Annotated in this window: 21 protein-coding genes; all 21 read right to left on the bottom strand. The window is 59.8% G+C overall.

The features are described 5' to 3' along the window. Positions 1-163: 163 nt before the first annotated feature. On the bottom strand, positions 164-1,489 hold the full coding sequence (locus CCX46_RS19245; protein WP_127928947.1) for an OprD family porin: 1,326 nt from the start codon (positions 1,487-1,489) through the stop codon (positions 164-166). Between the two features lie 448 nt (positions 1,490-1,937). Further along, the gene (gene nuoN, locus CCX46_RS19240; protein ID WP_007920173.1) at positions 1,938-3,401 is read right to left on the bottom strand and encodes an NADH-quinone oxidoreductase subunit NuoN; all 1,464 of its coding nucleotides are present in this window, start codon (positions 3,399-3,401) and stop codon (positions 1,938-1,940) included. Positions 3,402-3,408: 7 nt separating this feature from the next. Then, positions 3,409-4,941 (bottom strand): NADH-quinone oxidoreductase subunit M, encoded by a 1,533-nt coding sequence (nuoM, locus tag CCX46_RS19235; RefSeq protein ID WP_127928945.1) that lies wholly within the window; start codon positions 4,939-4,941, stop codon positions 3,409-3,411. A gap of 39 nt (positions 4,942-4,980) precedes the next feature. After that, positions 4,981-6,834: an NADH-quinone oxidoreductase subunit L gene (gene nuoL, locus CCX46_RS19230; RefSeq protein WP_038362640.1), complete on the bottom strand. Its 1,854-nt coding sequence runs from the start codon at positions 6,832-6,834 to the stop codon at positions 4,981-4,983. Next, positions 6,831-7,139: an NADH-quinone oxidoreductase subunit NuoK gene (nuoK, locus tag CCX46_RS19225; protein ID WP_003223790.1), complete on the bottom strand. Its 309-nt coding sequence runs from the start codon at positions 7,137-7,139 to the stop codon at positions 6,831-6,833. The genes nuoL and nuoK overlap by 4 nt, the downstream gene beginning before the upstream one ends. Positions 7,140-7,142: 3 nt before the next feature. Beyond that, positions 7,143-7,643: an NADH-quinone oxidoreductase subunit J gene (nuoJ, locus tag CCX46_RS19220; RefSeq protein ID WP_007920176.1), complete on the bottom strand. Its 501-nt coding sequence runs from the start codon at positions 7,641-7,643 to the stop codon at positions 7,143-7,145. A 9-nt stretch (positions 7,644-7,652) separates the two neighbouring features. After that, positions 7,653-8,201: an NADH-quinone oxidoreductase subunit NuoI gene (gene nuoI / locus CCX46_RS19215; protein ID WP_007920177.1), complete on the bottom strand. Its 549-nt coding sequence runs from the start codon at positions 8,199-8,201 to the stop codon at positions 7,653-7,655. 11 nt (positions 8,202-8,212) lie between these two features. Next, positions 8,213-9,220, bottom strand: coding sequence for an NADH-quinone oxidoreductase subunit NuoH (gene nuoH / locus CCX46_RS19210; protein ID WP_007920179.1), 1,008 nt, complete (start codon positions 9,218-9,220; stop codon positions 8,213-8,215). After that, the gene (gene nuoG, locus CCX46_RS19205; RefSeq protein ID WP_127928943.1) at positions 9,217-11,931 is read right to left on the bottom strand and encodes an NADH-quinone oxidoreductase subunit NuoG; all 2,715 of its coding nucleotides are present in this window, start codon (positions 11,929-11,931) and stop codon (positions 9,217-9,219) included. The genes nuoH and nuoG overlap by 4 nt, the downstream gene beginning before the upstream one ends. A 133-nt stretch (positions 11,932-12,064) precedes the next feature. Continuing rightward, positions 12,065-13,420 carry an NADH-quinone oxidoreductase subunit NuoF gene (nuoF, locus tag CCX46_RS19200; RefSeq protein ID WP_007920184.1) on the bottom strand — a complete coding sequence of 452 codons (1,356 nt, stop codon included), beginning with the start codon at positions 13,418-13,420 and terminating at the stop codon, positions 12,065-12,067. Beyond that, a complete protein-coding gene (gene nuoE, locus CCX46_RS19195; protein WP_007920186.1) occupies positions 13,417-13,914 on the bottom strand; it encodes an NADH-quinone oxidoreductase subunit NuoE in 498 nt (165 codons plus the stop codon). The genes nuoF and nuoE overlap by 4 nt, the downstream gene beginning before the upstream one ends. A 2-nt stretch (positions 13,915-13,916) precedes the next feature. After that, on the bottom strand, positions 13,917-15,701 hold the full coding sequence (gene nuoC / locus CCX46_RS19190) for an NADH-quinone oxidoreductase subunit C/D (protein WP_007920189.1): 1,785 nt from the start codon (positions 15,699-15,701) through the stop codon (positions 13,917-13,919). Positions 15,702-15,774: 73 nt separating this feature from the next. Next, a complete protein-coding gene (locus tag CCX46_RS19185) occupies positions 15,775-16,449 on the bottom strand; it encodes a NuoB/complex I 20 kDa subunit family protein (RefSeq protein ID WP_007920192.1) in 675 nt (224 codons plus the stop codon). A gap of 10 nt (positions 16,450-16,459) precedes the next feature. Further along, positions 16,460-16,873, bottom strand: coding sequence for an NADH-quinone oxidoreductase subunit A (locus tag CCX46_RS19180; RefSeq protein ID WP_003223812.1), 414 nt, complete (start codon positions 16,871-16,873; stop codon positions 16,460-16,462). 644 nt (positions 16,874-17,517) lie between these two features. Then, entirely contained in the window at positions 17,518-18,843 is a 1,326-nt protein-coding gene (aceA, locus tag CCX46_RS19170) for an isocitrate lyase (RefSeq protein ID WP_007920195.1), read from the bottom strand. Between the two features lie 474 nt (positions 18,844-19,317). Further along, positions 19,318-20,079, bottom strand: a complete 762-nt coding sequence (locus CCX46_RS19165; protein WP_095113686.1) for a secretin N-terminal domain-containing protein — start codon at positions 20,077-20,079, stop codon at positions 19,318-19,320. A gap of 233 nt (positions 20,080-20,312) precedes the next feature. Further along, on the bottom strand, positions 20,313-20,738 hold the full coding sequence (locus tag CCX46_RS19160) for a GNAT family N-acetyltransferase (protein ID WP_034155132.1): 426 nt from the start codon (positions 20,736-20,738) through the stop codon (positions 20,313-20,315). Next, the gene (locus CCX46_RS19155; protein WP_102899355.1) at positions 20,731-21,900 is read right to left on the bottom strand and encodes a ribosomal protein uL16 3-hydroxylase; all 1,170 of its coding nucleotides are present in this window, start codon (positions 21,898-21,900) and stop codon (positions 20,731-20,733) included. The genes CCX46_RS19160 and CCX46_RS19155 overlap by 8 nt, the downstream gene beginning before the upstream one ends. Positions 21,901-21,986: 86 nt before the next feature. Continuing rightward, positions 21,987-23,357: an adenylosuccinate lyase gene (purB, locus tag CCX46_RS19150; RefSeq protein ID WP_016987412.1), complete on the bottom strand. Its 1,371-nt coding sequence runs from the start codon at positions 23,355-23,357 to the stop codon at positions 21,987-21,989. 127 nt (positions 23,358-23,484) lie between these two features. Then, the gene (gene hflD, locus CCX46_RS19145; RefSeq protein ID WP_127928941.1) at positions 23,485-24,108 is read right to left on the bottom strand and encodes a high frequency lysogenization protein HflD; all 624 of its coding nucleotides are present in this window, start codon (positions 24,106-24,108) and stop codon (positions 23,485-23,487) included. Then, complete coding sequence (gene mnmA, locus CCX46_RS19140) at positions 24,105-25,229, bottom strand: tRNA 2-thiouridine(34) synthase MnmA (RefSeq protein ID WP_127928939.1); 1,125 nt, start codon at positions 25,227-25,229, stop codon at positions 24,105-24,107. The genes hflD and mnmA overlap by 4 nt, the downstream gene beginning before the upstream one ends. Positions 25,230-25,275: the final 46 nt, after the last annotated feature.

Genomic DNA, 25,275 nt, shown 5'->3' with positions numbered 1-25,275 from the left:
TTGTTGTTCAGCGCAGGTGAAGATGGCAGGTGGCCGGCGCTGCGGTCAAGCCAACGATGGCTTTGTGCAGAGCAAAAAAAAGCGCCCCGAAGGACGCCAAAAGATTCACCTCTTACCAAAGGAGCAAGGAGCTTCTAAAGGTGAATTTGCATCGACCATGCAGTCAGAGAATGGCCAGTGGGTACTCGACAATCACTCGCACTTCCTCCAGGTCCGACTCGAACGCCGTGGCGCGGGTGGTGGCCTGGCGCAGGCGCAGCGAGAGGTCTTTCAACGAACCGCTCTGCACCACGTATTTGACTTCCACATCGCGCTCCCAGCGCTTCTGGTCGGTCAGCGGATTACCCTCGGCATCGCGGCGCATGTACACGGCGTTGGCGTTGGAATAATCGGCGTCGGTGCCGCGCGCGTAACGGGTCATGAACGACAAACCCGGCACGCCGTAAGTGCTCATGTCGAGGTCATAACGCACCATCCACGAACGTTCTTTCGGCGAGTTGAAGTCGCTGTACTGGATGGAGTTGTCGAGGAAGATCGAGTCGGACTGGCGCAGGTAATCGAAGTCGTCATTACCGTTGTTGCGCTGGTGGGAGAGGGCGACGGAGTGGGCACCAAGCTTGACGCCAACGCGGCCGCTCCAGATGTTGTTGTCGAACTCGCCGAGCAGTTGTTTGCCCTCATCGACGGCTTTGTAATAGTTCAAACCACCGAACAGCGACAGGTCTTCGGACAGCGGATAGGTCCAGGCGGTGCCTGCGTAGTACTGATTCCACGCATCCTTGAGACGGCTGGAATACAGGCTGAAACTGAGATTTTTGTTCAGCACGTAATCGCCGCCACCATAAGCGATCCACGGCGAGTTGACCGGGCCTGCGTAGAACGTCGCGAAGTTCTCGCGCATGTCGCTGGACACCGGTTGGCTCATCGCGTGCAATCGACCGCCCTGCACCGACAGACCTTCGATGCTGGTGTTGGTCGCCGTCACCCCGCGAAAGCTTTCCGGCAGCAAGCGCGAGTCGCCCGCCGCGACCATCGGGTTGGCCGGGAACACATCACCGACCTTGACCACCGTATCGAACGCCCGGATTTTCGCAGCGCCGCCGACCTTGGTGTATTCGTCCCGCGCCTCGCCGTCGCTGTTGACCGGCATCACATCAAACGAACTGCGCCCACCGTTGCGGCCGTCACCGGTGTCGAGTTTCAGCCCGATCATCGCAAACGCATCGACACCGACCCCGACGGTGCCTTGGGTGAAACCGGATTCGAACTTGCTGATCACTGCATGCGCCCAAGCCTCGGAGTAACCGTTGCCGGTTGGGCTGGACTGGCCGTTGCGATGATCACGATTGAAGTAGAAGTTGCGGTTGAGCACTGTCAGGCTGCTGCCTTCGACAAAGCCTTCAGGCTTGTCTTCAGCAAACACCGTGGACGGCCCGGCGCCGACCACCACCGCTAAAGCGGCCATCGATATTTTTGTAGGGTTAACCATCAAACACTCCTTGGGTTCGGCAGAACGGGAACGTGCTTCGGCGTGGGTTTTATTGTTCGACGGGGCAGGGCCCGCCGGCATTGGTCGCCGGGTGACATCGTTGCAAGCTGCGGATAACGCCAAGGTGATGAGGGAATTACAATTTCGTCATGTGGTTATATGAATTGAGTGAACGCCACACAAACCTGTGGGAGCGAGCTTGCTCCGGGCGGCGTTCCGACGAAAGCGGAGTGTCAGCCAATCAAGATGTTAAAAGTGCCTACGCCTTCGCGAGCAGGCTCGCTCCCACAATGGTTTTTGGGTGTGCCCGGAGTTTGTGAGCGACGCACAAACCTGGGGAGGCGGGCGCGCCTGCGATGAGGCCAGCGCAAGTGTTCAAGATGTTAAATCCCGCAAAAACAAAAACGGCACCCGAAGGTGCCGTTTTCATTTCTAGCCAGCCAAGCAATCAGCCCGCCAGACCCGCCTGCTGAACCAGAGTCAGCAATGGCTGCGGATACACACCCAGGAAGAACGCGACCAGGGCGATGGCCAGCAGCATCACGCCGCCTGCCTTCTGTTCCCAGTGCAGCTGGGCGTCGTGGCGACGCAGGTTTGGTTCGATCAGGTACAGGGTGACCATCACGCGCAGGTAGTAGAAGACGCCGATGGCGCTGCCCAGTACCAAGGAGCCGACCAGCCACCATTGGTGCGATTCAACACCGGTAGCGATGATGTAGAACTTGCCGATGAAGCCTGCGGTCAGCGGGATACCCGCCAGCGACAGCATCATCACGGTCAGCACGGCGGTCAGGTACGGACGGCGCCAGAACAGGCCGCGGTATTCGTACAGGGCATCCGCGTCACGGCCGTTGTACGGCGAGGACATCAGGGTGATCACGCCGAAGGCGCCGAGGCTGGTGATCACATAAGTCACCAGGTACACGCCGATGGCTTCCACCGCGAGCCCCTTGCTCGCCACCAGTGCGATCAGCAGGTAGCCGAAGTGCGCGATGGACGAGTAACCGAGCAGACGCTTGAGGTTGCTCTGGGTCAGGGCCAGCAGGTTACCGAACAGGATCGAAGCGATGGCGATGACGGTCAGCACGTCGCTCAGCACGCCACTGCTCGCAGCAGGGGAGATCTGGAACAGACGCACCATCACCGCAAACACCGCAACCTTGGAAGCGGTCGCGAGGAACGCCGCCACCGGTGCCGGAGCACCTTCGTAGACGTCCGGCGTCCACAGGTGGAACGGTACCAGCGACAGCTTGAACGCCAGACCGATCAGCATCATGCCCAGGCCCAGTTGTGCCAGCGAGCTAGGCAGGCCGGTTGCAGCCAGTGCCTGACCGATACCGACGAAGCTCAGCGAACCCGAGTCGGCGTAGAGCAGCGCCATACCGAACAACAGGAACGCGGAACCGGCGGCCGACAGCACCATGTACTTGATGCCGGCTTCCAGCGAACGCTTGTTGAAGAAGGCGTAAGCCACCAGACCGTAGACCGGTACCGAGAGCAGTTCCAGACCGATGAACAAACCGGCCAGGTGCTGCGCGCTGACCAGAACCAGACCACCGGCGGCGGCCATCAGGATCAGCAGGTAGAGTTCTTCACGGTTGCCCGGGTAACCCGAACCGCCATCGCCCAGATAGGCGTGGGCGAGGGTGACGCAGGCGAGGGTGGCGACCAGGATCAGCGCCATGTACAGGCAAGCGAAGGTGTCGATCTGCAGCAATGGGGTCACGGCCAGAGGCGCGACTTTCAGGGCTGGGAGGATCGACAGCAAGGCCAGGTTCAGACCGGCGACCGAGATCAGGAAGGTCTGCGAGTGGTTGCGGCGCCAGGCGATTGCCAGCATCACCACGATAATGGTGAGGCTGGTGATCAACAGTGGCGCAAGCGCAATAAAGTGTTGAATCGTGAATTCCATAGCGCTCTTACCGGGCCGAAGCGAGTTGAGTGAAGGCGGTGCCGAGCCACTGCTGCACGCCATGCATCGTGGCGGCAGAAGTATCGAGGAACGGTTGCGGGTAGACGCCGAGGTAAACCAGCAGCACCGCAAGGCCCAGCACCATGATCAGTTCGCGAGCGTCCATACCGTGCAGGATCGAATCCGATTTCGACGGACCGAAGTAGGCACGGTGGATCATGATCAGCGAGTAGACCGAACCGAACACCAGACCGGAAGTGGCAATCGCAGTGATCCATGGCCAGCTTGCGAAGGAGCCGATCAGGATCAGGAACTCACCGACAAAGTTACCGGTACCCGGCAGACCCAAGGACGCGGCTGCAAAGAACAGGCTGATCGCCGGCAGGTAAGCGATACGCGACCACAGACCGCCCATCTCACGCATGTCACGAGTGTGCAGACGCTCGTACAACTGACCGCTGAGGATAAACAGTGCCGCCGCCGACACACCGTGCGCCAACATCTGGATCACTGCACCTTGCAGCGCCAGTTGGCTGCCGGAATAGATGCCGATCAACACGAAACCCATGTGGGAAACGGACGAGAAGGCAATCAGACGCTTGATGTCGGTTTGTGCGAAAGCGAGGAACGCACCGTAGAAGATCCCGATCAGACCGAGGGTCATGGCGATCGGCGCAAACTCGGCCGAAGCATTCGGGAACAGCGGCAGGGCGAAACGCAGCAGACCGTAGGCAGCGGTTTTCAGCAAGATACCGGCGAGGTCGACGGAGCCGGCAGTCGGCGCCTGGGCGTGGGCATCAGGCAACCACGAGTGGAACGGAACCACTGGCAGCTTGACCGCGAAGGCGATGAAGAAACCGAGCATCAGGATGTACTCGGTGGTCATCGACATCTTGGTTTTCAACAGGTCGGCGTAGTTGAAAGTAATCACGCCAGTGTTGTTGAAGTTGACCAGCACCAGACCGAGGATCGCCACCAGCATGATCAGGCCGGAAGCCTGAGTGAAGATGAAGAACTTGGTTGCCGCGTAGATCCGGGTTTTCTTGCCGTCCGAAGAACTGTGACCCCAGAGCGCGATGAGGAAGTACATCGGCACCAGCATCATTTCCCAGAAGAAGAAGAACATGAACAGGTCGAGGGCGAGGAACACGCCGACAACGCCGCCCAGGATCCACATCAGGTTCAGGTGGAAGAAGCCAACGTGACGTTGAATCTCTTTCCACGAGCAGAGCACCGAGAGGATACCCAGCAGACCGGTCAGCAGGATCATCAACAGCGACAGGCCGTCGAGGGCCAGGTGCACGTTGATGCCGAAGCGCTGGATCCAGACATGCTTGAACTCAAGCGCCCAGGTCGGATCGGCGCCAGGCGCCGGAGCAAATGAATAGTTGCCGGTAGCCCACAGCCAGAGGCCGATCGCGAGCAACAGGGACATGGTGATCAGCGCAATCCAGCGGGGCAGGGTAGCGCCGAAGCGCTCACCCATCCAGCACAGCAGGCCGCCGATGAAGGGGATCAGGATTAGCCAAGGCAGAATCATGACGGGCTCGTTTCCTTTCGCAAATTCGCAAGGTTCATATCAGACCGCTACCAGCACGATGGCGCCAATCACCAGCACGGCACCAGCAGCCATCGAAGCAGCGTACCAACGCAGTTGACCGGTCTCGGTGCGGCTCAGGGCGGTGTGACCCCCCTTGGCCATACGCGGGATCAGACCGATGGTCTGGTCGAGCGGGTCTTTGCGCAGTACGTGGCTGATCGCAAGGTAAGGCTTGACGAACAGTTTGTCGTAGATCCAGTCGAAGCCCCAGGCAGCGAACCACCAGGCCGAAAGGAAACGGCCGATGCCGCTGTTGGCGATCGCCGTGACGAAACGACGCTTGCCGAGGAACAGCAGCGCTGCCAGCAGGATACCGGCCAGGGCGATGGCGCCCGACGCGATTTCCAGACTGTGCTTGGCTTCGCCGCCAGCATGGCCAACGCTTTCTGGCAGTACGCCGTGCAGTGGCGGAACGATCATCGCGCCGATGGCGGTGGACAATACGATCAGCACCGACAATGGCAGCCAGTGAGCGATGCCGTGACCGGCGTGGGCTTCAGTCTTGGCTTCACCGTGGAACGTGATGAAGATCAGGCGGAAGGTGTACAGCGACGTCATGAACGCGCCGACCAGACCTGCGTAGAGCAGACCGTGGTTGCCGCTGGCGAACGCTTCCCAAAGGATTTCGTCCTTGGAGTAGAAGCCGGCGGTGACCAGTGGCAGAGCGGCCAGCGCAGCACCACCAACGATGAAGCTGGCATAGGCCAGTGGCAGTTTTTTCCACAGACCGCCCATCTTGAAGATGTTCTGCTCGTGGTGGCAGGCAACGATCACCGCACCGGAAGCAAGGAACAGCAGGGCCTTGAAGAAGGCGTGGGTCATCAGGTGGAAAATCGCGCCATCCCATGCACCAACGCCCAGCGCCAGGAACATGTAGCCGATCTGGCTCATGGTCGAGTAGGCGAGGATACGTTTGATGTCGGTCTGAACCAGAGCGGCGAAACCTGCGAGAACCAGAGTTACACCACCAACGATGCCGACCAGGTGGAGGATTTCCGGCGCCAGGGTGAACAGACCGTGGGTACGGGCGATCAGGTAAACACCGGCGGTCACCATGGTTGCGGCGTGGATCAGTGCCGAAACCGGGGTCGGGCCAGCCATCGCGTCCGCGAGCCAGGTTTGCAGCGGCAGTTGTGCCGATTTACCGACCGCGCCACCCAGCAGCATCAGAGTCGCCAGGGTGATCCAGAAGTCGCCGACCTGGAATTTCTGCGGTGCCAGCACCAGCAGTTCCTGGATGTTCAACGTGCCCACTTGCTGGAACAGGATGAACAGGCCGATGGCCATGAACACGTCGCCGATCCGGGTCACGATGAAGGCCTTGAGTGCGGCGTTACCGTTGTTGCGGTTGCTGTAGTAGAAACCGATCAACAGGTACGAGCACAGGCCCACGCCTTCCCAGCCGAAGTACAGGAACAACAGGTTATCGCCGAGCACCAGGAACAGCATGCTGGCGATAAACAGGTTGGTGTACGAGAAGAAGCGCGAGTAACCCGCTTCACCGCGCATGTACCAGGACGCGAACAGGTGGATCAGGAAACCCACGCCCACCACCACGCCGAGCATGGTGATCGACAGGCCGTCGACGTAGAGGGCGAAGTCAGGCTTGAAGCCTTCGACCGCCATCCACTTCCACAGCACCAGGGTGTAGTGACCGCCTTCGGGAGGTGCGACGTTGAATTGCCAGATGACGTAGGCGGCGACGATCGCCGACAAGCCAATGGAACCCACGCCGATCAGCGCCGAGAGGTTTTCCGACCAGCGTCCACGGGAGAACGACAGGAGCAGGAAACCGATCAGAGGGAATACGAAAGTCAGAAAGATAAGATTCATCCGCGCATCTCACTGGCAGCGTCGATATCGAGCGTGTGGAAGCGGCGATACAGTTGCAGCAGGATCGCCAGACCAATACTGGCCTCGGCGGCTGCAAGGCTGATCACCAGGATGAACATGATCTGTCCATCCGGCTGGCCCCAACGGGCGCCTGCAACAATGAACGCCAGTGCAGAGGCGTTCATCATCACTTCCAGACTCATCAACACGAACAAAATGTTGCGGCGGACCATCAGGCCGACCAGACCAAGGCAGAACAGGATCCCGGCAACCGCCAGACCATGTTCGAGAGGGATAGCAGGCATGTCTTACTCCTTCGCCTCGTTACGGCCCAAATGGAACGCCGTGACGGCTGCGGCGAGCAGCAGCATCGAGGCGAGTTCGACCACCAGCAGGTACGGACCGAACAGGCTGATGCCCACGGCTTTCGCGTCTACGGTGGTGTGGCCGATGGCCTGACCGCTCTGGTGAGCGAACAGCACATACAGCAGTTCGGCCAGCAGCAGCGCGGCGAGAATCACCGGGCCAGCCCAGATGCCGGGCTTGAGCCAGACGCGTTCTTGCTGAACCGAGGCCGGGCCGAGGTTCAGCATCATCACCACAAACACGAACAGCACCATGATGGCGCCGGCGTAGGCGATCACTTCCAGCACGCCGGCGAACGGTGCGCCGAGTGCGAAGAAGGTCATGGCCACAGCGATCAACGAGATGATCAGGTAGAGCAGGGCGTGCACAGGGTTGGTGTTGGTGACTACGCGAAGCGTGGACACAACAGCGATACCCGATGCGAAATAGAAAGCGAATTCCATCGTTCTTCCTTAAGGCAGCAAGCTCTTCACGTTGATCGGTTCGGCTTCGTTCTGCGCGGAGCCTTTCGGCTTGCCAGCGATTGCCATACCTGCAACACGATAGAAGTTGTAATCAGGGTTTTTGCCGGGGCCGGAGATCAACAGATCTTCTTTCTCGTACACCAGGTCCTGACGTTTGAACTCGGCCATCTCGAAATCCGGGGTCAGCTGGATTGCGGTGGTCGGACAGGCTTCCTCGCAGAGACCGCAGAAAATGCAGCGCGAGAAGTTGATACGGAAGAAGTCCGGGTACCAGCGACCGTCTTCGGTTTCAGCTTTCTGCAGCGAGATGCAACCCACCGGGCAAGCCACGGCGCACAGGTTGCAGGCTACGCAACGCTCTTCGCCATCGGGGTCGCGGGTCAGGACGATGCGACCACGGTAGCGTGGTGGCAGGTAGACCGCTTCTTCCGGGTATTGCAGGGTGTCGCGCTTGCGAAAGCCATGGCCGAAGACCATGACCAGGCTGCGCAACTGGGTACCAGTACCCTTAACGATGTCGCCAATATATTTGAACATGGGTCAAATCCTCACTGAACCGCGACTGCAGGCGTGTTCCACAACACGACCGCAGCGGTCACCAGCAAATTGATCAGGGTCAGTGGCAGGCAGAATTTCCAGCTGAAATCCATCACCTGGTCATAACGCGGACGCGGAATGGAAGCGCGCAGCAGGATGAACAGCATGATGAAGAACGCGGTCTTCAGTGCGAACCAGACGAACGCCAGTTGCGGCAAGATGCCGAACGGACCGTGCCAGCCACCGAAGAACAGGGTGACCAGCAGCGCCGAGATCAGGATGATGCCGATGTATTCACCGACGAAGAACATGCCCCATTTCATACCGGCGTATTCAATGTGGTAACCGTCGGCCAGTTCCTGTTCCGCTTCCGGCTGGTCGAACGGGTGACGGTGAGTCACGGCGACGCCAGCGATGAAGAAGGTACAGAAGCCGAAGAACTGCGGAATGATGAACCACAGGTTCTGCGCCTGGTACTCGACGATGTCGCGCATGTTGAACGAGCCGACCTGAACCACGATGCCCATCAGGGCCAGGCCCATGAACACTTCGTAGGACACGGTCTGCGCCGACGCACGCAAGCTGCCGAGCAGGGCGAACTTGTTGTTACTCGACCAGCCGGCGAACAGCACCGCGTAGACCGACAGACCGGCCATGGCGAAGAAGAACAGCAGGCCGATGTTCAGATCCGCGACGCCCCAGGTCGGGGTGATCGGGATGATCGCGAAGGCGATCAGCAGGGCCGACATCGCCACCACCGGTGCCAAAGTGAAGATCACCTTGTCGGCAAACGGCGGGGTCCAGTCTTCCTTGAAGAACATCTTCAGCATGTCGGCGGCGATCTGGAACATACCAAACGGGCCAACGCGGTTCGGACCGTAACGGTCCTGCCACCAGCCCAGCAGGCGACGTTCGACAAAGCTGAGCAACGCGCCCGCGACCACAACGGCCAGCAGAATCACGATGGCTTTGACGACCGAGAGGATCACATCGATCACTTCAGGGGTGAACCAGGTCATTGCGCTGCCTCCTGCAGACCGTCGACGGATACGCCGGCGAATGCCGGTGGAATGCCGGCGATGCCCGCAGGCAATGCCACCAGACCGGCGCCCAGTTCTTCATTGATGCGCAGCGGCAGACGCAGGGTCTGACCGGCCACGTTCAGGCTCAGCAGGGCACCGTCGTTGACGCCCAGACGATCCGCTTCCGACTTGGCCAGAGCCACGTATGGAGCCGGAATGCGCTCTTGAACCGGTGCGGCTTTCGAAGAGTTCTCTTCGCTGCCGAACAGGTGGAAGAACGGCACGGCTTGCCAGGTGCCCGGCGCCGGGTTGAATGCACGCGGTGCTGCAGCGAACCAGTTCAGCGAATCGCCAGTGCTTTCGATCAGGCGGGTGCCTGGGTCGCCAGCTCGGATGTGGCCACCGACTTCGTCCTGGAACTTGTTCCACGCTTGTGGCGAGTTCCAGCCCGGCGACCATGCAAATGGCACTTGCTGACGCGGTTCGGCAGAGCCCGAGTAACCTTCCATGGAGAAGGCAAACGCGGTGTCTTTGTCTTGCGGGGTGCGCGGTTCGTGAACGCTGATGTCGGCGCGCATCGCGGTGCGACCGGAATAACGCAGCGGCTCACGCGCCAGTTTCAGACCCTTGATGCGGAACGCCGCCGAAGGTGCAGCGTCGACGATACGCGCCAGTTGCTCGGTGCTCGAAGCAACGGCAGCGGTGACGTGGTCGAGTTGCGTCCAGTCGATCGGCTGGTTCAGCAGGGTCGCGCGCAGGGCGTGCAGCCAGCGCCAGCCTTCGTGAACCAGAATGCTCGCGTCCATGTATTGCGGGTCGAAAACCTGGAAGAAGCGCTGGGCGCGACCTTCCTGGCTGACCAGCGTACCGTCGCCTTCAGCGAAGCTGGCCGCTGGCAGAACCAGGTGCGCGCGGTCGCTGGTAGCGGTCTTCTGATGGTCAGCAACGATCACCACTTGCGCAGCGTTCAGTGCGGCATCGACTTTTTCTTTGGCAGTGCGGGTGTACAGATCGTTTTCCAGCACAACGATGGCGTCGGCTTTACCGTCGATGACAGCTTGCAGCGCAGCATCCACCGACTCGCCACCGAGCATGGCCAGACCGAGGCTGTTGGCTTCCGGCACGATCAGGCTGATCGAACCGTTCTTCTCGCGCAGCTTCAGCGCCTTGGCGATGTTCGCCGCGGCTTCGATCAAGGCTTTGGAGCCCAGCGAAGTACCGGCGATGATCAGCGGACGTTTTGCAGCGAGCAGGGCGTCAGCGATGCGCTGAGCCAGTTCCAGTGCTTCGGCGTCCAGACCTTCAACGGCCGGGGCGCTGGCGTCCAGAGCGTGAGCAACGGCGAACCCGATGCGCGCCAGATCGTCTGGAGCGGCGTGTACGCATTCTTCAGCGATGTCGTCGAGCTTGGTTTCGGCCAGGCTGGCGATGAACAGCGGGTTCAGCGCGTGCTGACCGATGTTCTTCACGGCGGCGTCGAGCCAAGGCTGAACACGCATGGCTTCGGCCATGTCTTCAGCCTTGCCTTTGACCGATTGACGCAGCGACAGCGCCACGCGGGCGGCGGTCTGGGTCAGGTCTTCGCCAAGTACGAAGATCGCATCGTGGTCTTCGATGTCGCGCATGTTCGGCACTGGCAGCGGGCTGTCTTTCAGCACTTGCAGGACCAGACGGATGCGCTCCAGTTCGGACGCTTCGATACCCGAGTAGAAGTGCTCGGCGCCCACCAGTTCACGCAAAGCGTAGTTGCTTTCAAGGCTGGCACGCGGCGAACCGATACCAACGATGTTGCGACCGCGCAGCAGATCAGCCGCTTTATCCAGTGCAGCATCCAGACCAAGCTTGGTGCCGTCGGCCAGCAGCGGCTGACGTGGACGGTCGGTGCGGTTGACGTAGCCATAACCGAAACGGCCACGGTCGCACAGGAAGTACTGGTTCACCGAACCGTTGAAACGGTTTTCGATGCGACGCAGTTCGCCGTAACGCTCGCCCGGGGAGATGTTGCAACCGCTCGAGCAGCCATGGCAGATGCTCGGCGCGAACTGCATGTCCCACTTGCGGTTGTAGCGCTCGGAGTGAGTCTTGTCGGTGAACACACCGGTCGGGCAGACCTCGGTGAGGTTGCCGGAGAACTCGCTTTCCAGCACGCCGTCTTCAACGCGACCGAAGTACACGTTGTCGTGGGCGCCGAACACACCGAGATCGGTGCCGCCAGCGTAATCCTTGTAGAAACGCACGCAGCGATAGCAAGCGATGCAGCGGTTCATTTCGTGGGAAATGAACGGGCCCAGTTGCTGGTTCTGGTGCGTGCGTTTGGTGAAGCGATAACGGCGCTCGTTGTGGCCGGTCATCACGGTCATGTCTTGCAGGTGGCAGTGACCGCCTTCTTCGCACACAGGGCAGTCGTGCGGGTGGTTGGTCATCAGCCATTCAACAACACTGGCGCGGAACGCCTTGGATTCTTCATCTTCGATGGAGATCCAGGTGTTGTCGGTGGCCGGGGTCATGCAGGACATGACGATGCGACCACGGGTGTCGTTCTCGTCGGTGTACTGCTTGACCGCGCACTGGCGGCAAGCCCCGACGCTACCAAGCGCGGGGTGCCAGCAGAAATAAGGGATGTCGAGGCCCAGCGACAGACATGCCTGTAACAGGTTGTCTGCCCCGTCGACTTCGAGCGCTTTGCCGTCTACGTGGATAGTGGCCATGGTTCAAAGGTCTTCGTTGGCCCGGTGTCAGCGGGCGTGGCTAATGGAATCTTGTTATCCGTGCGAATCAAACCAGCCTCGAAAGGCGTCATCGCAGGAGGAGAAGGGCCCAGGCCCTTCACCTGTTAAGCGTTTACGCGCCGATTACGATCGGCCTTGCCAGAGGCGGGACGGCGGCGCTGACTGGCGCGATACCGGCTTCGAACTCTGGACGGAAGTATTTGATGGCACTGCCCAACGGTTCCACGGCACCCGGTGCGTGAGCACAGAAGGTCTTGCCCGGGCCGAGGAAGTTGACCAGACCCAGCAGGGTCTCGATGTCGCCTGGCTGACCGCGACCTTGTTCGATGGCCATCAAGAGCTTGACGCTCCATGGCAAACCATCGCGGCACGGGGTGCAGAAACCGCACGACTCGCGAGCGAAGAACTGCTCCATGTTGCGCAGCAAGGACACCATGTTGACGCTGTCGTCCACCGCCATGGCCAGGCCGGTACCCATACGGGTGCCCACTTTGGCGATGCCGCCGGCGTACATTTGTGCGTCGAGGTGTTCAGGCAGGAGGAAACCGGTACCGGCGCCACCTGGCTGCCAGGCCTTGAGTTTGAAGCCGTCGCGCATGCCGCCGGCGTAGTCTTCAAACAACTCGCGACCGGTGACGCCGAATGGCAGTTCCCACAGGCCCGGGTTTTTGACTTTGCCGGAGAAGCCCATGAGCTTGGTGCCCATGTCTTCGCTGCCTTCACGCGCCAACGATTTGTACCAGTCAACGCCGTCGGCAATGATCGCCGGCACGTTGCACAGGGTTTCGACGTTGTTCACGCAGGTCGGCTTGCCCCACACGCCGACGGCGGCAGGGAAGGGCGGCTTGGAGCGCGGGTTGGCGCGGCGGCCTTCGAGGGAGTTGATCAGTGCGGTTTCTTCACCGCAGATGTAACGCCCGGCGCCGGTGTGGACGAACAGCTCGAAATCAAAACCCGAACCCAGAATGTTTTTACCCAGCAGGCCTGCAGCCTTGGCTTCTTCCACGGCACGGTTGAGGTGCTTGGCGGCGGTGGTGTATTCGCCACGCAGGAAGATGTAGCCACGGTAGGTTTTCAGCGCGCGAGCACTGATCAGCATGCCTTCGATCAGCAGATGGGGCAGTTGCTCCATCAGCATGCGGTCTTTCCAGGTGTTCGGCTCCATTTCATCCGCGTTGCACAGCAGGTAGCGGATGTTGATGGATTCGTCTTTGGGCATCAGGCCCCACTTCACGCCCGTGGGGAAGCCTGCACCGCCGCGACCTTTAAGGCCGGCGTCTTTCACGGTCTGGACGATGGCGTCCTGATCCATGTCGGCGAAGGCTTTGCGCGCAGCGGCGTAACCGTTCTTGGCCTGGTACTCGTCGAGCCACACGGCTTCGCCGTCGTCACGCAGACGCCAGGTCAGCGGGTGAGTCTCGGCCGAACGCTGAATGCGGTTGGCAGGACCGAAAGATGTCAGGGTCATACGTAGCCCTCGAGCAGTTTGGCGACGCCAGCAGGCTGCACATCACCAAAAGTGTCGTCGTCGATCATCAGCGCCGGTGCCTTGTCGCAGTTGCCGAGGCAGCAGACCGGCAGCAGGGTGAAACGACCGTCGGTGGTGGTCTGACCCAGGCCGATGCCCAGATTGTTCTGGATTTCGCTGACCACCGACTCGTGGCCGCCGATGTAGCAGACCATGCTGTCGCAGACGCGAATGATGTGACGGCCAACCGGCTGACGGAAAATCTGGCTATAGAACGTCGCCACACCTTCAACGTCGCTGGCCGGGATGCCGAGGATCTCGCCGATCGCGTACAGGGCGCCATCCGGCACCCAGCCGCGTTCTTTCTGAACGATCTTCAGGGCTTCGATCGACGCCGCGCGCGGGTCTTCGTAGTGGTGCAGCTCGTGCTCGATGGCCGAGCGCTCGGTTTCACTGAGGGTGAAACGGTCTGTCTGGATAAGCGTGCTGTTCATGCTTAGCGGTCCACGTCGGCCATAACGAAATCGATACTACCCAGGTACGCAATCATGTCCGCGACCATGCTGCCTTTGATCACCGAAGGGATCTGTTGCAGATGCGGGAAGCTTGGAGTGCGGATCCGGGTACGGTAGCTCATGGTGCCGCCGTCGCTCGTCAGGTAATAACTGTTGATGCCCTTGGTCGCTTCGATCATCTGGAAGGATTCGTTGGCCGGCATGACCGGGCCCCACGAAACTTGCAGGAAGTGCGTGATCAAGGTTTCGATGTGCTGCAGCGTGCGCTCTTTCGGCGGCGGCGTGGTCAGCGGATGATCCGCCTTGTACGGGCCTTCCGGCATGTTGCGCATGCACTGGTCGATGATCTTGATGCTCTGGCGCATTTCTTCGACGCGAACCATGCAGCGGTCGTAGGCATCGCCGTTGGCAGCCAGCGGCACTTCGAACTCGAAGTTCTCGTAGCCGGAGTACGGACGCGCTTTACGCAGGTCGAAATCGCAACCGGTCGAACGCAGGCCAGCACCGGTGACACCCCATTCCAGGGCTTCTTTGGTGTTGTACTGGGCGACGCCGATGGTACGGCCCTTGAGAATGCTGTTCTGCAGGGCAGCCTTGGTGTATTCGTCGAGGCGTTTTGGCAGCCATTCAACGAAGTCTTTCACCAGTTTTTCCCAGCCGCGCGGCAGGTCGTGGGCGACACCACCGATGCGGTACCAGGCCGGGTGCAGACGGAAACCGGTGATGGCTTCAATCACCGTGTACGCCTTCTGGCGGTCGGTGAAGGTGAAGAATACCGGAGTCATGGCGCCGACGTCCTGGATGTAAGTCCCGAGGAACAGCAGGTGGCTGGTGATCCGGAAGAACTCGGCCATCATGATGCGGATGACGTCAACCTTCTCAGGCACCTTGATGCCGGCCAGCTTTTCGACCGAGAGCACGTACGGCAGGTTGTTCATCACGCCGCCGAGGTAGTCGATACGGTCGGTGTACGGGATGAAACTGTGCCACGACTGACGCTCGGCCATCTTCTCGGCACCACGGTGGTGGTAACCGATGTCCGGCACGCAGTCGACGATTTCTTCACCGTCCAGTTGCAGAATGATGCGGAACGCACCGTGCGCCGAAGGGTGGTTCGGGCCGAGGTTGAGGAACATGTAGTCCTCGTTCGGGCCGGAACGCTTCATGCCCCAGTCTTCAGGGCGGAAACGCGCGGCTTCTTCCTCAAGCTGTTGCTTGGCCAGGTTCAGGCTGTACGGATCGAATTCGGTGGCGCGCGCCGGGAAGTCCTTGCGCAGCGGGTGACCTTCCCAGGTCGGCGGCATCATGATGCGCGACAGGTGCGGGTGACCTTTGAAGTCGATACCGAACATGTCCCAGACTTCACGCTCGTACCAGTTGGCGTTCGGCCAGATGCTGGTGACGGTCGGCAAGCTGAGGTCGCTCTCGGACAAGGCGACCTTGATCATCACGTCACTATTACGCTCCAGCGACATGAGGTGATAGAACACGGTGAACTCAGCGTCGCTCGGCAGCCCTTGGCGCTTGGTGCGCAGACGCTCGTCCACACCGTGCAGGTCATAGAGCATGACGTACGGCTTGGGCAGGTTGCGCAGGAAAGTCAGGACTTCAACGAGCCTGGCGCGCGCGACCCAGAGTACCGGCATGCCGGTACGGGTCGACTGAGCGGTGAACGCTTCGGCGCCAAAACGGTTGTTCAATTCAACGACCACATCCTGGTCGTCTGCCTTATAAGGCGGGATGTACAGAGCACTGCCTGTAGTCATGGTTATTTTTTCGCTTTCGGTCAACGTAAAGAATGAAGCCAGCTTCTCGTTTCTTTGTCAGAACAGATCTGGATCAGACTTCGTCAGGGCTGCGCAGGTTGGTGACTGCGATTCGCTGTTCGCGGCGCTCTTCCTTTTGCGAAGGCATGTCGGCGCGATAAACGCCTTGATCGCCAACGACCCAGGAAAGCGGACGACGCTCCTTGCCGATCGATTCCTGCAACAGCATCAAGCCTTGCAGAAATGCTTCCGGACGGGGAGGGCAGCCAGGTACGTAGACGTCCACGGGCAGGAACTTGTCCACCCCTTGAACCACAGAGTAGATGTCGTACATGCCACCGGAGTTAGCGCAAGAACCCATGGAGATAACCCACTTCGGTTCGAGCATCTGCTCGTAGAGACGCTGGATGATCGGCGCCATCTTGATGAAGCAGGTCCCGGCGATAACCATGAAGTCGGCCTGACGCGGCGATGCCCGGATAACTTCGGCGCCAAAGCGCGCGATGTCGTGGGGCGCCGTGAAGGCGGTGGTCATTTCCACGTAGCAGCACGACAGGCCGAAGTTGTACGGCCACAGGGAGTTCTTACGTCCCCAGTTGACCGCGCCACTCAGCACGTCTTCCAGCTTGCCCATGAAAATGTTTTTGTGGACTTGATCTTCTAACGGATCGGAAACGGTTTCCCGTTCGCCAATCGGATACTGCTCGTTAGGAGCATCGGGGTCGATCCTGGTGAGATTGTATTGCATTGCCAAAGCCTCATTGTTTCAGCTTCGCCTGCCGCTTGCGACGAGCTTCCGGAGCCCAGTCAAGGGCGCCCACTCGGAACAGGTAGACAAGACCTGCCAACAGAATTGCTATGAAAACGAGAGCTTCGACGAATCCGGTCCAGCCGCTTTCGCGGACGGACACAGACCATGCAAAGAGAAAGAGGGCTTCGATATCGAAGATCACGAAGAGCATCGCGACCAGATAGAATTTGGCTGAGAGCCGCAAGCGGGCTCCACCGGTAGGTAGCATGCCGGACTCGAACGGTTCGTTTTTGCTGCGACCCCAGGCTTTTGACCCAAGGAGGCTGGAGACGCCAAGCATGAAGGCACACAGGCCGACGACACCCAGAAGGAAAATGGCAAAGCCCCAGTTGTGGGCCATGAGTCCTGTCGCTTCGGGCATGCTGGTAATCCTTAACAGAGAGCAAAGGTCTCTGAGCTTGATAAAGAAATAGGCAGTGACGATATGTCGCAGCAATCAATCGCGCTGATTTTATGGCTAAACACCCTGCAAGTAAAATTCCTATAGCGAAATTATTTATTGGAATAAGGACATAGCGCATCTCCAATGCCCTGCAGCCCATGCGTTGCGGGCATTAGGCGGGTTTATGCAAATAATGTTTTGTAGGGAATGTAACGAACATAGTTGTGGCTAAATGATAATTAATATCGTTTGCGGGTGTTTTGTAACTGTTTAACGGGATGTCAGTTGGGAAGTTGTCTTACTTGCACGTTACTGCAAGTAGCGACGGCGCCCGTTTTAGCGGATTTTTCTGACGGATGTACCGCGCTGGATCAATGTTTTCTCTCGCGGCTGAGGCTTTCCTGTGGGAGCGAGCTTGCTCGCGAATGCGGTTCATCATTCGACATGGATAGTGACTGGCAGGACGCCTTCGCGAGCAAGCTCGCTCCCACAGGGGATTGGTGGTGTCTGGGAGATTATCTCGAGCAAAAAAAACGCCCCGAACCAGTCGGGGCGTCAGTTTTGCGGCTCTGCGGTTAGCTTTCTATACGATCCGCAAAGGCCGTTTGCTCAGCGAAGCCGAATCAGTGGAACTGTTCTTCTTCAGTCGAACCGGTCAGTGCGGTGACCGACGACGAGCCACCTTGAATCACAGTGGTCATGTCGTCGAAGTAGCCGGTGCCGACTTCCTGCTGGTGAGCCACGAAGGTGTAACCCTTGGCGGCGTCAGCGAATTCCTGCTCCTGCAGCTTCACGTAGGCAGTCATGTCGTTGCGGGCGTAGTCGTGCGCCAGGTTGAACATGCTGTGCCACATGTTGTGAATGCCGGCCAGGGTGATGAACTGGTGCTTGTAACCCATGGCGGACAGTTCGCGCTGGAACTTGGCGATGGTCGCGTCGTCCAGGTTTTTCTTCCAGTTGAAGGAAGGCGAGCAGTTGTACGACAGCAGTTGGTCCGGGTATTCCTTTTTGATCGCTTCGGCGAAGCGACGAGCTTCGTCCAGATCCGGCTTGGCGGTTTCGCACCAGATCAGGTCGGCGTATGGCGCGTACGCCAGACCACGGGCGATGGCTTGATCGAGGCCGGCGCGAACCTTGTAGAAACCTTCCTGAGTGCGCTCGCCAGTCACGAACGGCTGGTCGTACGGGTCGCAATCGGAGGTCAGCAGGTCAGCAGCGTTAGCATCGGTACGGGCCAGAATGATGGTCGGGGTACCGGCAACGTCAGCCGCCAGACGCGCAGCGGTCAGCTTCTGTACGGCTTCCTGAGTAGGAACCAGTACTTTGCCGCCCATGTGACCGCATTTTTTCACGGAAGCCAGTTGGTCTTCGAAGTGAACGCCGGCGGCGCCTGCTTCGATCATGCTCTTCATCAGCTCGTAGGCGTTCAGGACGCCGCCGAAACCGGCTTCAGCGTCAGCCACGATCGGCGCGAAGTAGTCGATGTAGCCGTCGTCGCCCGGGTTTTTGCCGGCTTTCCACTGGATCTGGTCAGCACGACGGAACGAGTTGTTGATGCGCTTGACCACGGTTGGCACCGAGTCCACCGGGTACAGCGACTGGTCCGGGTACATGGATTCTGCGGAGTTGTTGTCCGCAGCCACTTGCCAGCCCGACAGGTAGATCGCCTGGATACCGGCTTTAACCTGCTGAACAGCCTGGCCACCGGTCAGGGCGCCCATGCAGTTGACGAAATCTTTCTCAGGACGGAAGGACGGCTTGGCACCCTGGGTGACCAGGTTCCACAGCTTGTCGGCGCCCATTTTTGCAAAGGTGTGCTCAGGTTGAACCGAGCCACGCAGACGGACGACGTCAGCAGCGGAGTAAGTGCGTGTCACGCCTTTCCAGCGCGGGTTTTCAGCCCAGTCTTTTTCGAGGGCTGCAATTTGCTGTTCGCGTGTCAGTGCCATGGAGATAAACCTCGTCGCGTCTTTTATGAAAAGTTGTTCTGCGGTGGAAAATTCCTGCGCTCGCTGACCAGAAGCTTAGGTGGTCAAGACGGATTCGGCGGGGTAGGCGACGGGATGAACGATGGGCTCGAGGGGAAGTGAGCAGGTAGTGGCGGACTGCGGGCGCATTCGGGCGTCGTGGGCCTTTATACGGTCTACAGTGTGAAGCCGGGTTACCTAATTACGCTTCCGTCCCTCGGGACAACTTCGTTCCAGTCGGCAACCTCGTCAAACACACCTTGTGGGCGGTACAGACACGAAGCGGTTCGCGGGGTAGGTGCGAACATCGCTTCGAAGGCCCTTGCCAGGGCCTCTGATTAGCGGGAGCGAGGCCATCATGCCTTCGCTTTTTTACCCCGTCAAACGTTTTGTAGTGCTTTTTTTCAAGCACTACATCTTTCGTCTAATACGACTAATAAGTCAGTTTTCGGTGCTTTAGTCCAGAGCGTCGACTTTCACCCGCAAGGTCATGTCATCCCGGCCTTGAGTCGAGTAGCTGCGGGTCAGGCCCTGTTTGTCGGCCTGAGTCTGGCGATTGACACCGGCGAGGGTGATCCATTCACCGAGGCGCCCGCTGACAGTTGTGTCGGTGCTTTGCACGTTCACTACATCGGGACGTTCCTGGCTCATGCGGTCACGGTTGGTACTGATCGCCAGGTGAACGATGTCGCCGGTGACGCTGGCGGTGACATAGAAACCCTGGGTGACGTTGCGGTATTGCGTCTGGCTGTTGTAACCGCCGTAGGAATCGCTCTGAACATTGGTGAGCGGCACGCTTTGGCCGACTTGAATCAGCGCCGGCATGCCATCGGTGGCCTGAACCTGCTGGACGCCGCCTTCGCGGCTGGTGGTGCTGCGGCTGATGATGCGGGTCTGATTCGGCTGAGCGCCGTTGACCGAATAACCTTCGTCGCCACGGCCATTGTTTTCATTGGTGTCGACGGTGATCAGCAAGCGCTTGGGCGCAGTGTCCAGTTGGGTGATCAGCGCCTTGAGTTCCTGAATCTTGTCCGGCTCGGCCTTGATGATCAGCTGGTTGCCGTAGGCGCTGACCTGACCGTCCTTGCCGAGGAAGTCTTGCGCCATCGGCAGCATGTCGGTACTGGTGCGGTAATTGAGAGGCACGATTTCTGTGGCTGCCATCACCGAAAAACTGCAACCGAGCAGCAGGGTGGTGAGCAGGGTGCGTAGGGACATGTCCGTTATCTCCGCTTTCGAAAGGCTTGATATTGCCAGTTTGTCGGCCTGGGGTGGGGCAAGTTGAATCGTAGACAGCAAAACGCCCCGGCATCGGTTGATGTCGGGGCGTGATCGTTCCCACGCTCTGCGTGGGAATGCAGCCAGTGACGCTCTGCGTCACATGCCGCAAGGGATGCGGAGCGTCCCGAGAGGCATTCCCACGCAGAGCGTGGGAACGATCAGGGCGGGTCTCAGGCCGAATGGCGAACCATGTCGACATGCGGAATCCCGGCCTCGAGGAATTCCTCGCTGACCAAGCTGAAGCCCAAGCGCTCATAGAACGCGGTGGCCTGAACCTGCGCGCTGAGCATTTGCTGCTTCAATCCACGTTCTTCAGCTTCAGCAATCACCGCTTGCATCAGCGCATCACCGACTTTCATGCCGCGCCAGTCTTTCAGCACCGAAACCCGGCCAATGTGCCCGTCGGGCAACAAGCGCGCAGTGCCAATCGGAAAGTCGCCTTCAAACGCCAGAAAATGTACGGCGGTCGCGTCATCCGCGTCCCATTCCAGCTCAGGTGGCACCGATTGTTCGGCGATGAACACCGTTTCACGAATGCGCCGGATCTCGGCGATGTCCTTCTGCCAGTCTGCGACACGTACGCGAATCTTATTCATCGGCGAACCCCAGGCTCCCTTGCTTGACCAACTGGCACAGCAGGCCGCAAGCGTCTTCGTCGTTCAGCCACTCACCGAGGTTGTCAGTGTGCAGGGCGTCAGCGGCGCAGATCAGCTTCAACAGTTCGCGCAGCTTGCCCGGCAGGTAACGGCTCTGGCCGCTGGCGAACAGCAGCAGGTCGTCATCGACTTCCGACCAGGCCAGGCGCGCACTCGGGTTGCGGATCAGAATGGCGCCATCCTGCAGGGCGGCGAGGAAGTCTTCTTCTTCGATTTCTTCCGGGCCGGCCACCAGTTCCGGATAGCGTGGCTCGGTCATGTACTGGCCGAACCAGGTCAGCAGCAGGCGTTCGTCGCTCATGTGCTCGGCGAGCAGAGCTTTGAGGCGATCCAGTGCATCATGTTGAATCTGATGTGGATCGGCTGCTGGCTGCGCGTCGGCATCGGTGTAGCGCTCTTCGTCAGTCAGGAACTGGCTGAGGAAGTCGGTGAAGTGAGTCAGCACTTCGGAAGCGCTTGGTGCGCGGAAACCGACCGAGTAGGTCATGCAGTTGTCGACCGCGACACCGCAATGAGCCAGACGCGGTGGCAGGTAGAGCATGTCGCCCGGTTCCAGCACCCACTCTTCGGTCTCGTGGAATTCGGCGAGGATGCGCAGATCCGCGTGTTGCAGCAGTGGGCTCTCGGAATCGCACATCTGGCCGATTTTCCAGTTGCGCTTGCCGTGGCCTTGCAGCAGGAACACGTCGTAGTTGTCGAAGTGCGGACCAACGCTGCCACCCGGGGCGGCGAAGCTGATCATCACGTCGTCAACGCGCCAGCTCGGCAGGAAGCGGAAGTTTTCCAGCAGCTCGCTGACTTCCGGCACGAATTGGTCGACGGCCTGAACCAGCAGGGTCCACTCTTTTTCCGGCAATTTGCTGAACTCGTCTTCAGCGAACGGGCCGCGACGCAGTTCCCAAGGGCGCTCGCCGTGCTCGATCACCAGGCGCGATTCGACTTCTTCTTCCAGGGCCAGGCCGGCCAGTTCGTCGGCGTCGATCGGGCTTTCGAAATCAGGAATCGCCTGGCGGATCAGCAATGGCTTTTTCTGCCAGTAGTCACGCAGGAACTCGCGTGCCGTGATGCCGCCCAGAAGTTGAAGAGGAATATCGGGATTCATATGTAACCTATTGAAAAAAAGCACTTTTCAGACGGGAATAAAAACGCCCGGCGCGGCCGGGCGTCTCAAACGGATCAAGCGGTCGATCAGATGCGTTTGGCTTGCGCTACAGCGTTGCCGATGTAGTTGGCCGGAGTCAGTTGCTTGAGCTCGGCTTTCGCTTGCGCTGGCATGTCCAGGCCGTCGATGAAAGTCTGCAACGCTTCAGGGCTGATGCCCTTGCCGCGCGTCAGTTCTTTCAGCTTCTCGTACGGGTTTTCGATGTTGTAGCGGCGCATCACGGTCTGGATCGGCTCAGCCAATACTTCCCAGCAAGCGTCGAGGTCAGCGGCAATCTTCTGCTCGTTGAGCTCCAGTTTGCTGATGCCTTTGAGGCTGGCTTCGTAGGCGATCACGCTGTGGGCGAAGCCGACACCGAGGTTGCGCAGTACGGTGGAGTCGGTCAGGTCGCGCTGCCAGCGGGAAATCGGCAGTTTGCTCGCCAGGTGCTGGAACAATGCGTTGGCGATGCCCAGGTTGCCTTCGGAGTTTTCGAAGTCGATCGGGTTGACCTTGTGCGGCATGGTCGACGAACCGATTTCGCCAGCGATGGTGCGCTGCTTGAAATAACCCAGGGAGATGTAGCCCCAGATGTCACGGTCGAAGTCGATCAGGATGGTATTGAAGCGCGCAATTGCGTCGAACAGCTCGGCGATGTAGTCGTGCGGTTCGATCTGCGTGGTGTACGGGTTGAAGCCCAGGCCCAGCTCGTCTTCTATGAAGGCGCGGGCGTTGGCTTCCCAGTCGATCTGCGGGTAGGCCGACAGGTGCGCGTTGTAGTTGCCGACAGCGCCGTTGATCTTGCCCAGCAGCGGCACGGCAGCGACTTGAGCGATCTGACGCTCGAGACGGTAAACCACGTTCGCCAGCTCTTTACCCAGAGTGGTCGGGGAGGCTGGTTGGCCGTGAGTGCGCGACAGCATCGGCACGTCAGCAAAACGGATGGCCAGTTCGCGGATGGCGTTGGCGGTCTGGCGCATCAGCGGCAGCATCACGTCATCACGGCCTTCGCGCAGCATCAGGGCGTGGGACAGGTTGTTGATGTCTTCGCTGGTGCAGGCAAAGTGAATGAACTCGCTGACCTTGGCCAGCTCCGGCAGCTTGGCCGCCTGCTCTTTGAGCAGGTATTCGATCGCTTTGACGTCGTGGTTGGTGGTGCGCTCGATCTCTTTGACGCGCTCGGCGTGCTCCAGCGAGAAGTTTTCAGCCAGTTCATTGAGAACGGCGTTGGCCTCGGCGGAGAAGGCTGGCACTTCAGGGATACCCGCGTGGGCGGCCAGGCGCTGGAGCCAGCGCACTTCAACCAGAACACGGGCACGGATCAGACCGTACTCGCTGAAAATCGGGCGCAGGGCCTGGGTTTTGCCGGCGTAGCGGCCGTCAACAGGGGAAACCGCAGTGAGCGAAGAAAGCTGCATGGGGTGTTCTCGGACAGTCGGGCAACGAAATGGGGCGCGTATCATACATGAAAAAATCCGCCGGTCCGTTGCCAACTGACCGGCGTATTACGCGTTACAGACTACAAAGCTTTTATTGCAGGGCGAATTACTCGCTGCGCATCAACGGATACAGCTCTTTGAGCAGCTTGCGCCGGCTGATCACCAACTGCCAGCGATGGCCGCCGAGCTGCCGCCACAGGCGCGCTGAACGGATGCCGGCAAGCAGCAGGGCGCGGATCTTCGAGGCGTTGCTCGGTTGCTGCAGGTTGCGCATGTCGCCGTGCACCTGAATGCGTTGGCGCAGGGTGCTCAGGGTGTCCTGATACAGCGCGCCGCAAGCCGCGACCACGTTTTCGTGGGCCGGGCCGAAATGCTCGACCTGCGACTGGATCTGCGGCAAACGCTTGCCGATGATGTCGAGCATGTCGTTGCGCTTGGCCAGTTGACGCTCCAGGCCGAGCATCGACAGGGCGTAGCGCAGTGGCTCGCGTTGCAACGTGCTCGGGTCGCGTTCCAGTGCACCGATCAGCGCTCGATAGCCTTCGCGCAGATTGAGGTCATCGCCACCGTACACGTCCAGCGTGTCCTTCGGGTCGCGCACCAGCAGGCTGCCGAGCATGCAACTAAGGCCAGCTTCGCTGGTCTGGCCGGTCTTGGCGATCCGGTCGACCAGCACGGCGGCGAGAAACACGCCGCCCAGCGCCGTCAGTTGTTCCTGAGTCGGGCTCATGCCTGGCCGCTCCACGGCTCGGCGACTTCGATCACGCCGCCACCGAGGCAGATTTCACCGTCATAGAAAACCACCGATTGGCCCGGCGTGACCGCGCGTTGCGGTTCGTCGAACACGGCGCGGTAACCGCTGGCGGTTTTTTCCAGGGTGCAGGCCTGATCGCTCTGGCGATAACGCACTTTGGCGGTCAGGCGCAGCGGTTGGCTCAGGTCGATCGGGTTGACCCAATAGATTTCCGAAGCGAGCAGGGCGCCGGAGAACAGCCACGGATGGTTGTTGCCCTGGCCGACGATCAGCTCGTTGGTGTCGAGATCCTTGCGCAGCACGTACCAAGGCTCGTCGCCGGCGTCTTTCAAACCGCCGATACCGAGGCCCTGGCGCTGACCGATGGTGTGGTACATCAAACCGTGATGACGGCCGATGACTTCGCCTTCGGTGGTCTTGATCTCGCCCGGTTGCGCGGGCAGGTATTGCTTGAGGAAATCGCTGAAGCGACGCTCGCCGATAAAGCAGATCCCGGTGGAATCCTTCTTCTTGGCGGTCGCCAGCTCGTATTTCTCGGCAATTGCGCGCACTTCCGGCTTTTCCAGTTCGCCGACCGGGAACAGGGTCTTGGCGATCTGTTCACCGCCGACGGCGTGCAGGAAGTAGCTCTGATCCTTGTTCGGATCGAGGCCTTTGAGCAGTTCGGTACGACCATCGATGTCGCGGCGGCGCACGTAGTGGCCGGTGGCGATCAGGTCGGCGCCGAGCATCATGGCGTAGTCGAGGAACGCCTTGAACTTGATCTCGCGGTTGCAGAGGATGTCCGGGTTCGGCGTGCGTCCGGCCTTGTACTCGGCCAAAAAGTGCTCGAACACGTTGTCCCAGTACTCGGCGGCGAAGTTGGCGGTGTGCAGCTTGATGCCAATCTTGTCGCAGACAGCCTGGGCATCCGCCAGGTCGTCCATGGCGGTGCAGTATTCCGTTCCGTCGTCTTCTTCCCAGTTCTTCATGAACAGGCCTTCCACCTCGTAACCCTGCTCGATCAGCAGGAGAGCGGAAACGGAAGAGTCCACGCCGCCGGACATGCCGACAATGACGCGCTTCTTGGATGTGTCAGAAGGGGCTGGATCACGCATAGGGATTCAATGAGTGTCTTGAAAAAGGACGCGATTCTAGCAGGCT

Source organism: Pseudomonas sp. RU47 (assembly GCF_004011755.1).
In the GTDB taxonomy this organism is placed as follows: Bacteria; Pseudomonadota; Gammaproteobacteria; order Pseudomonadales; family Pseudomonadaceae; genus Aquipseudomonas.
This window is presented reverse-complemented; position numbering and strand designations above follow the sequence as displayed.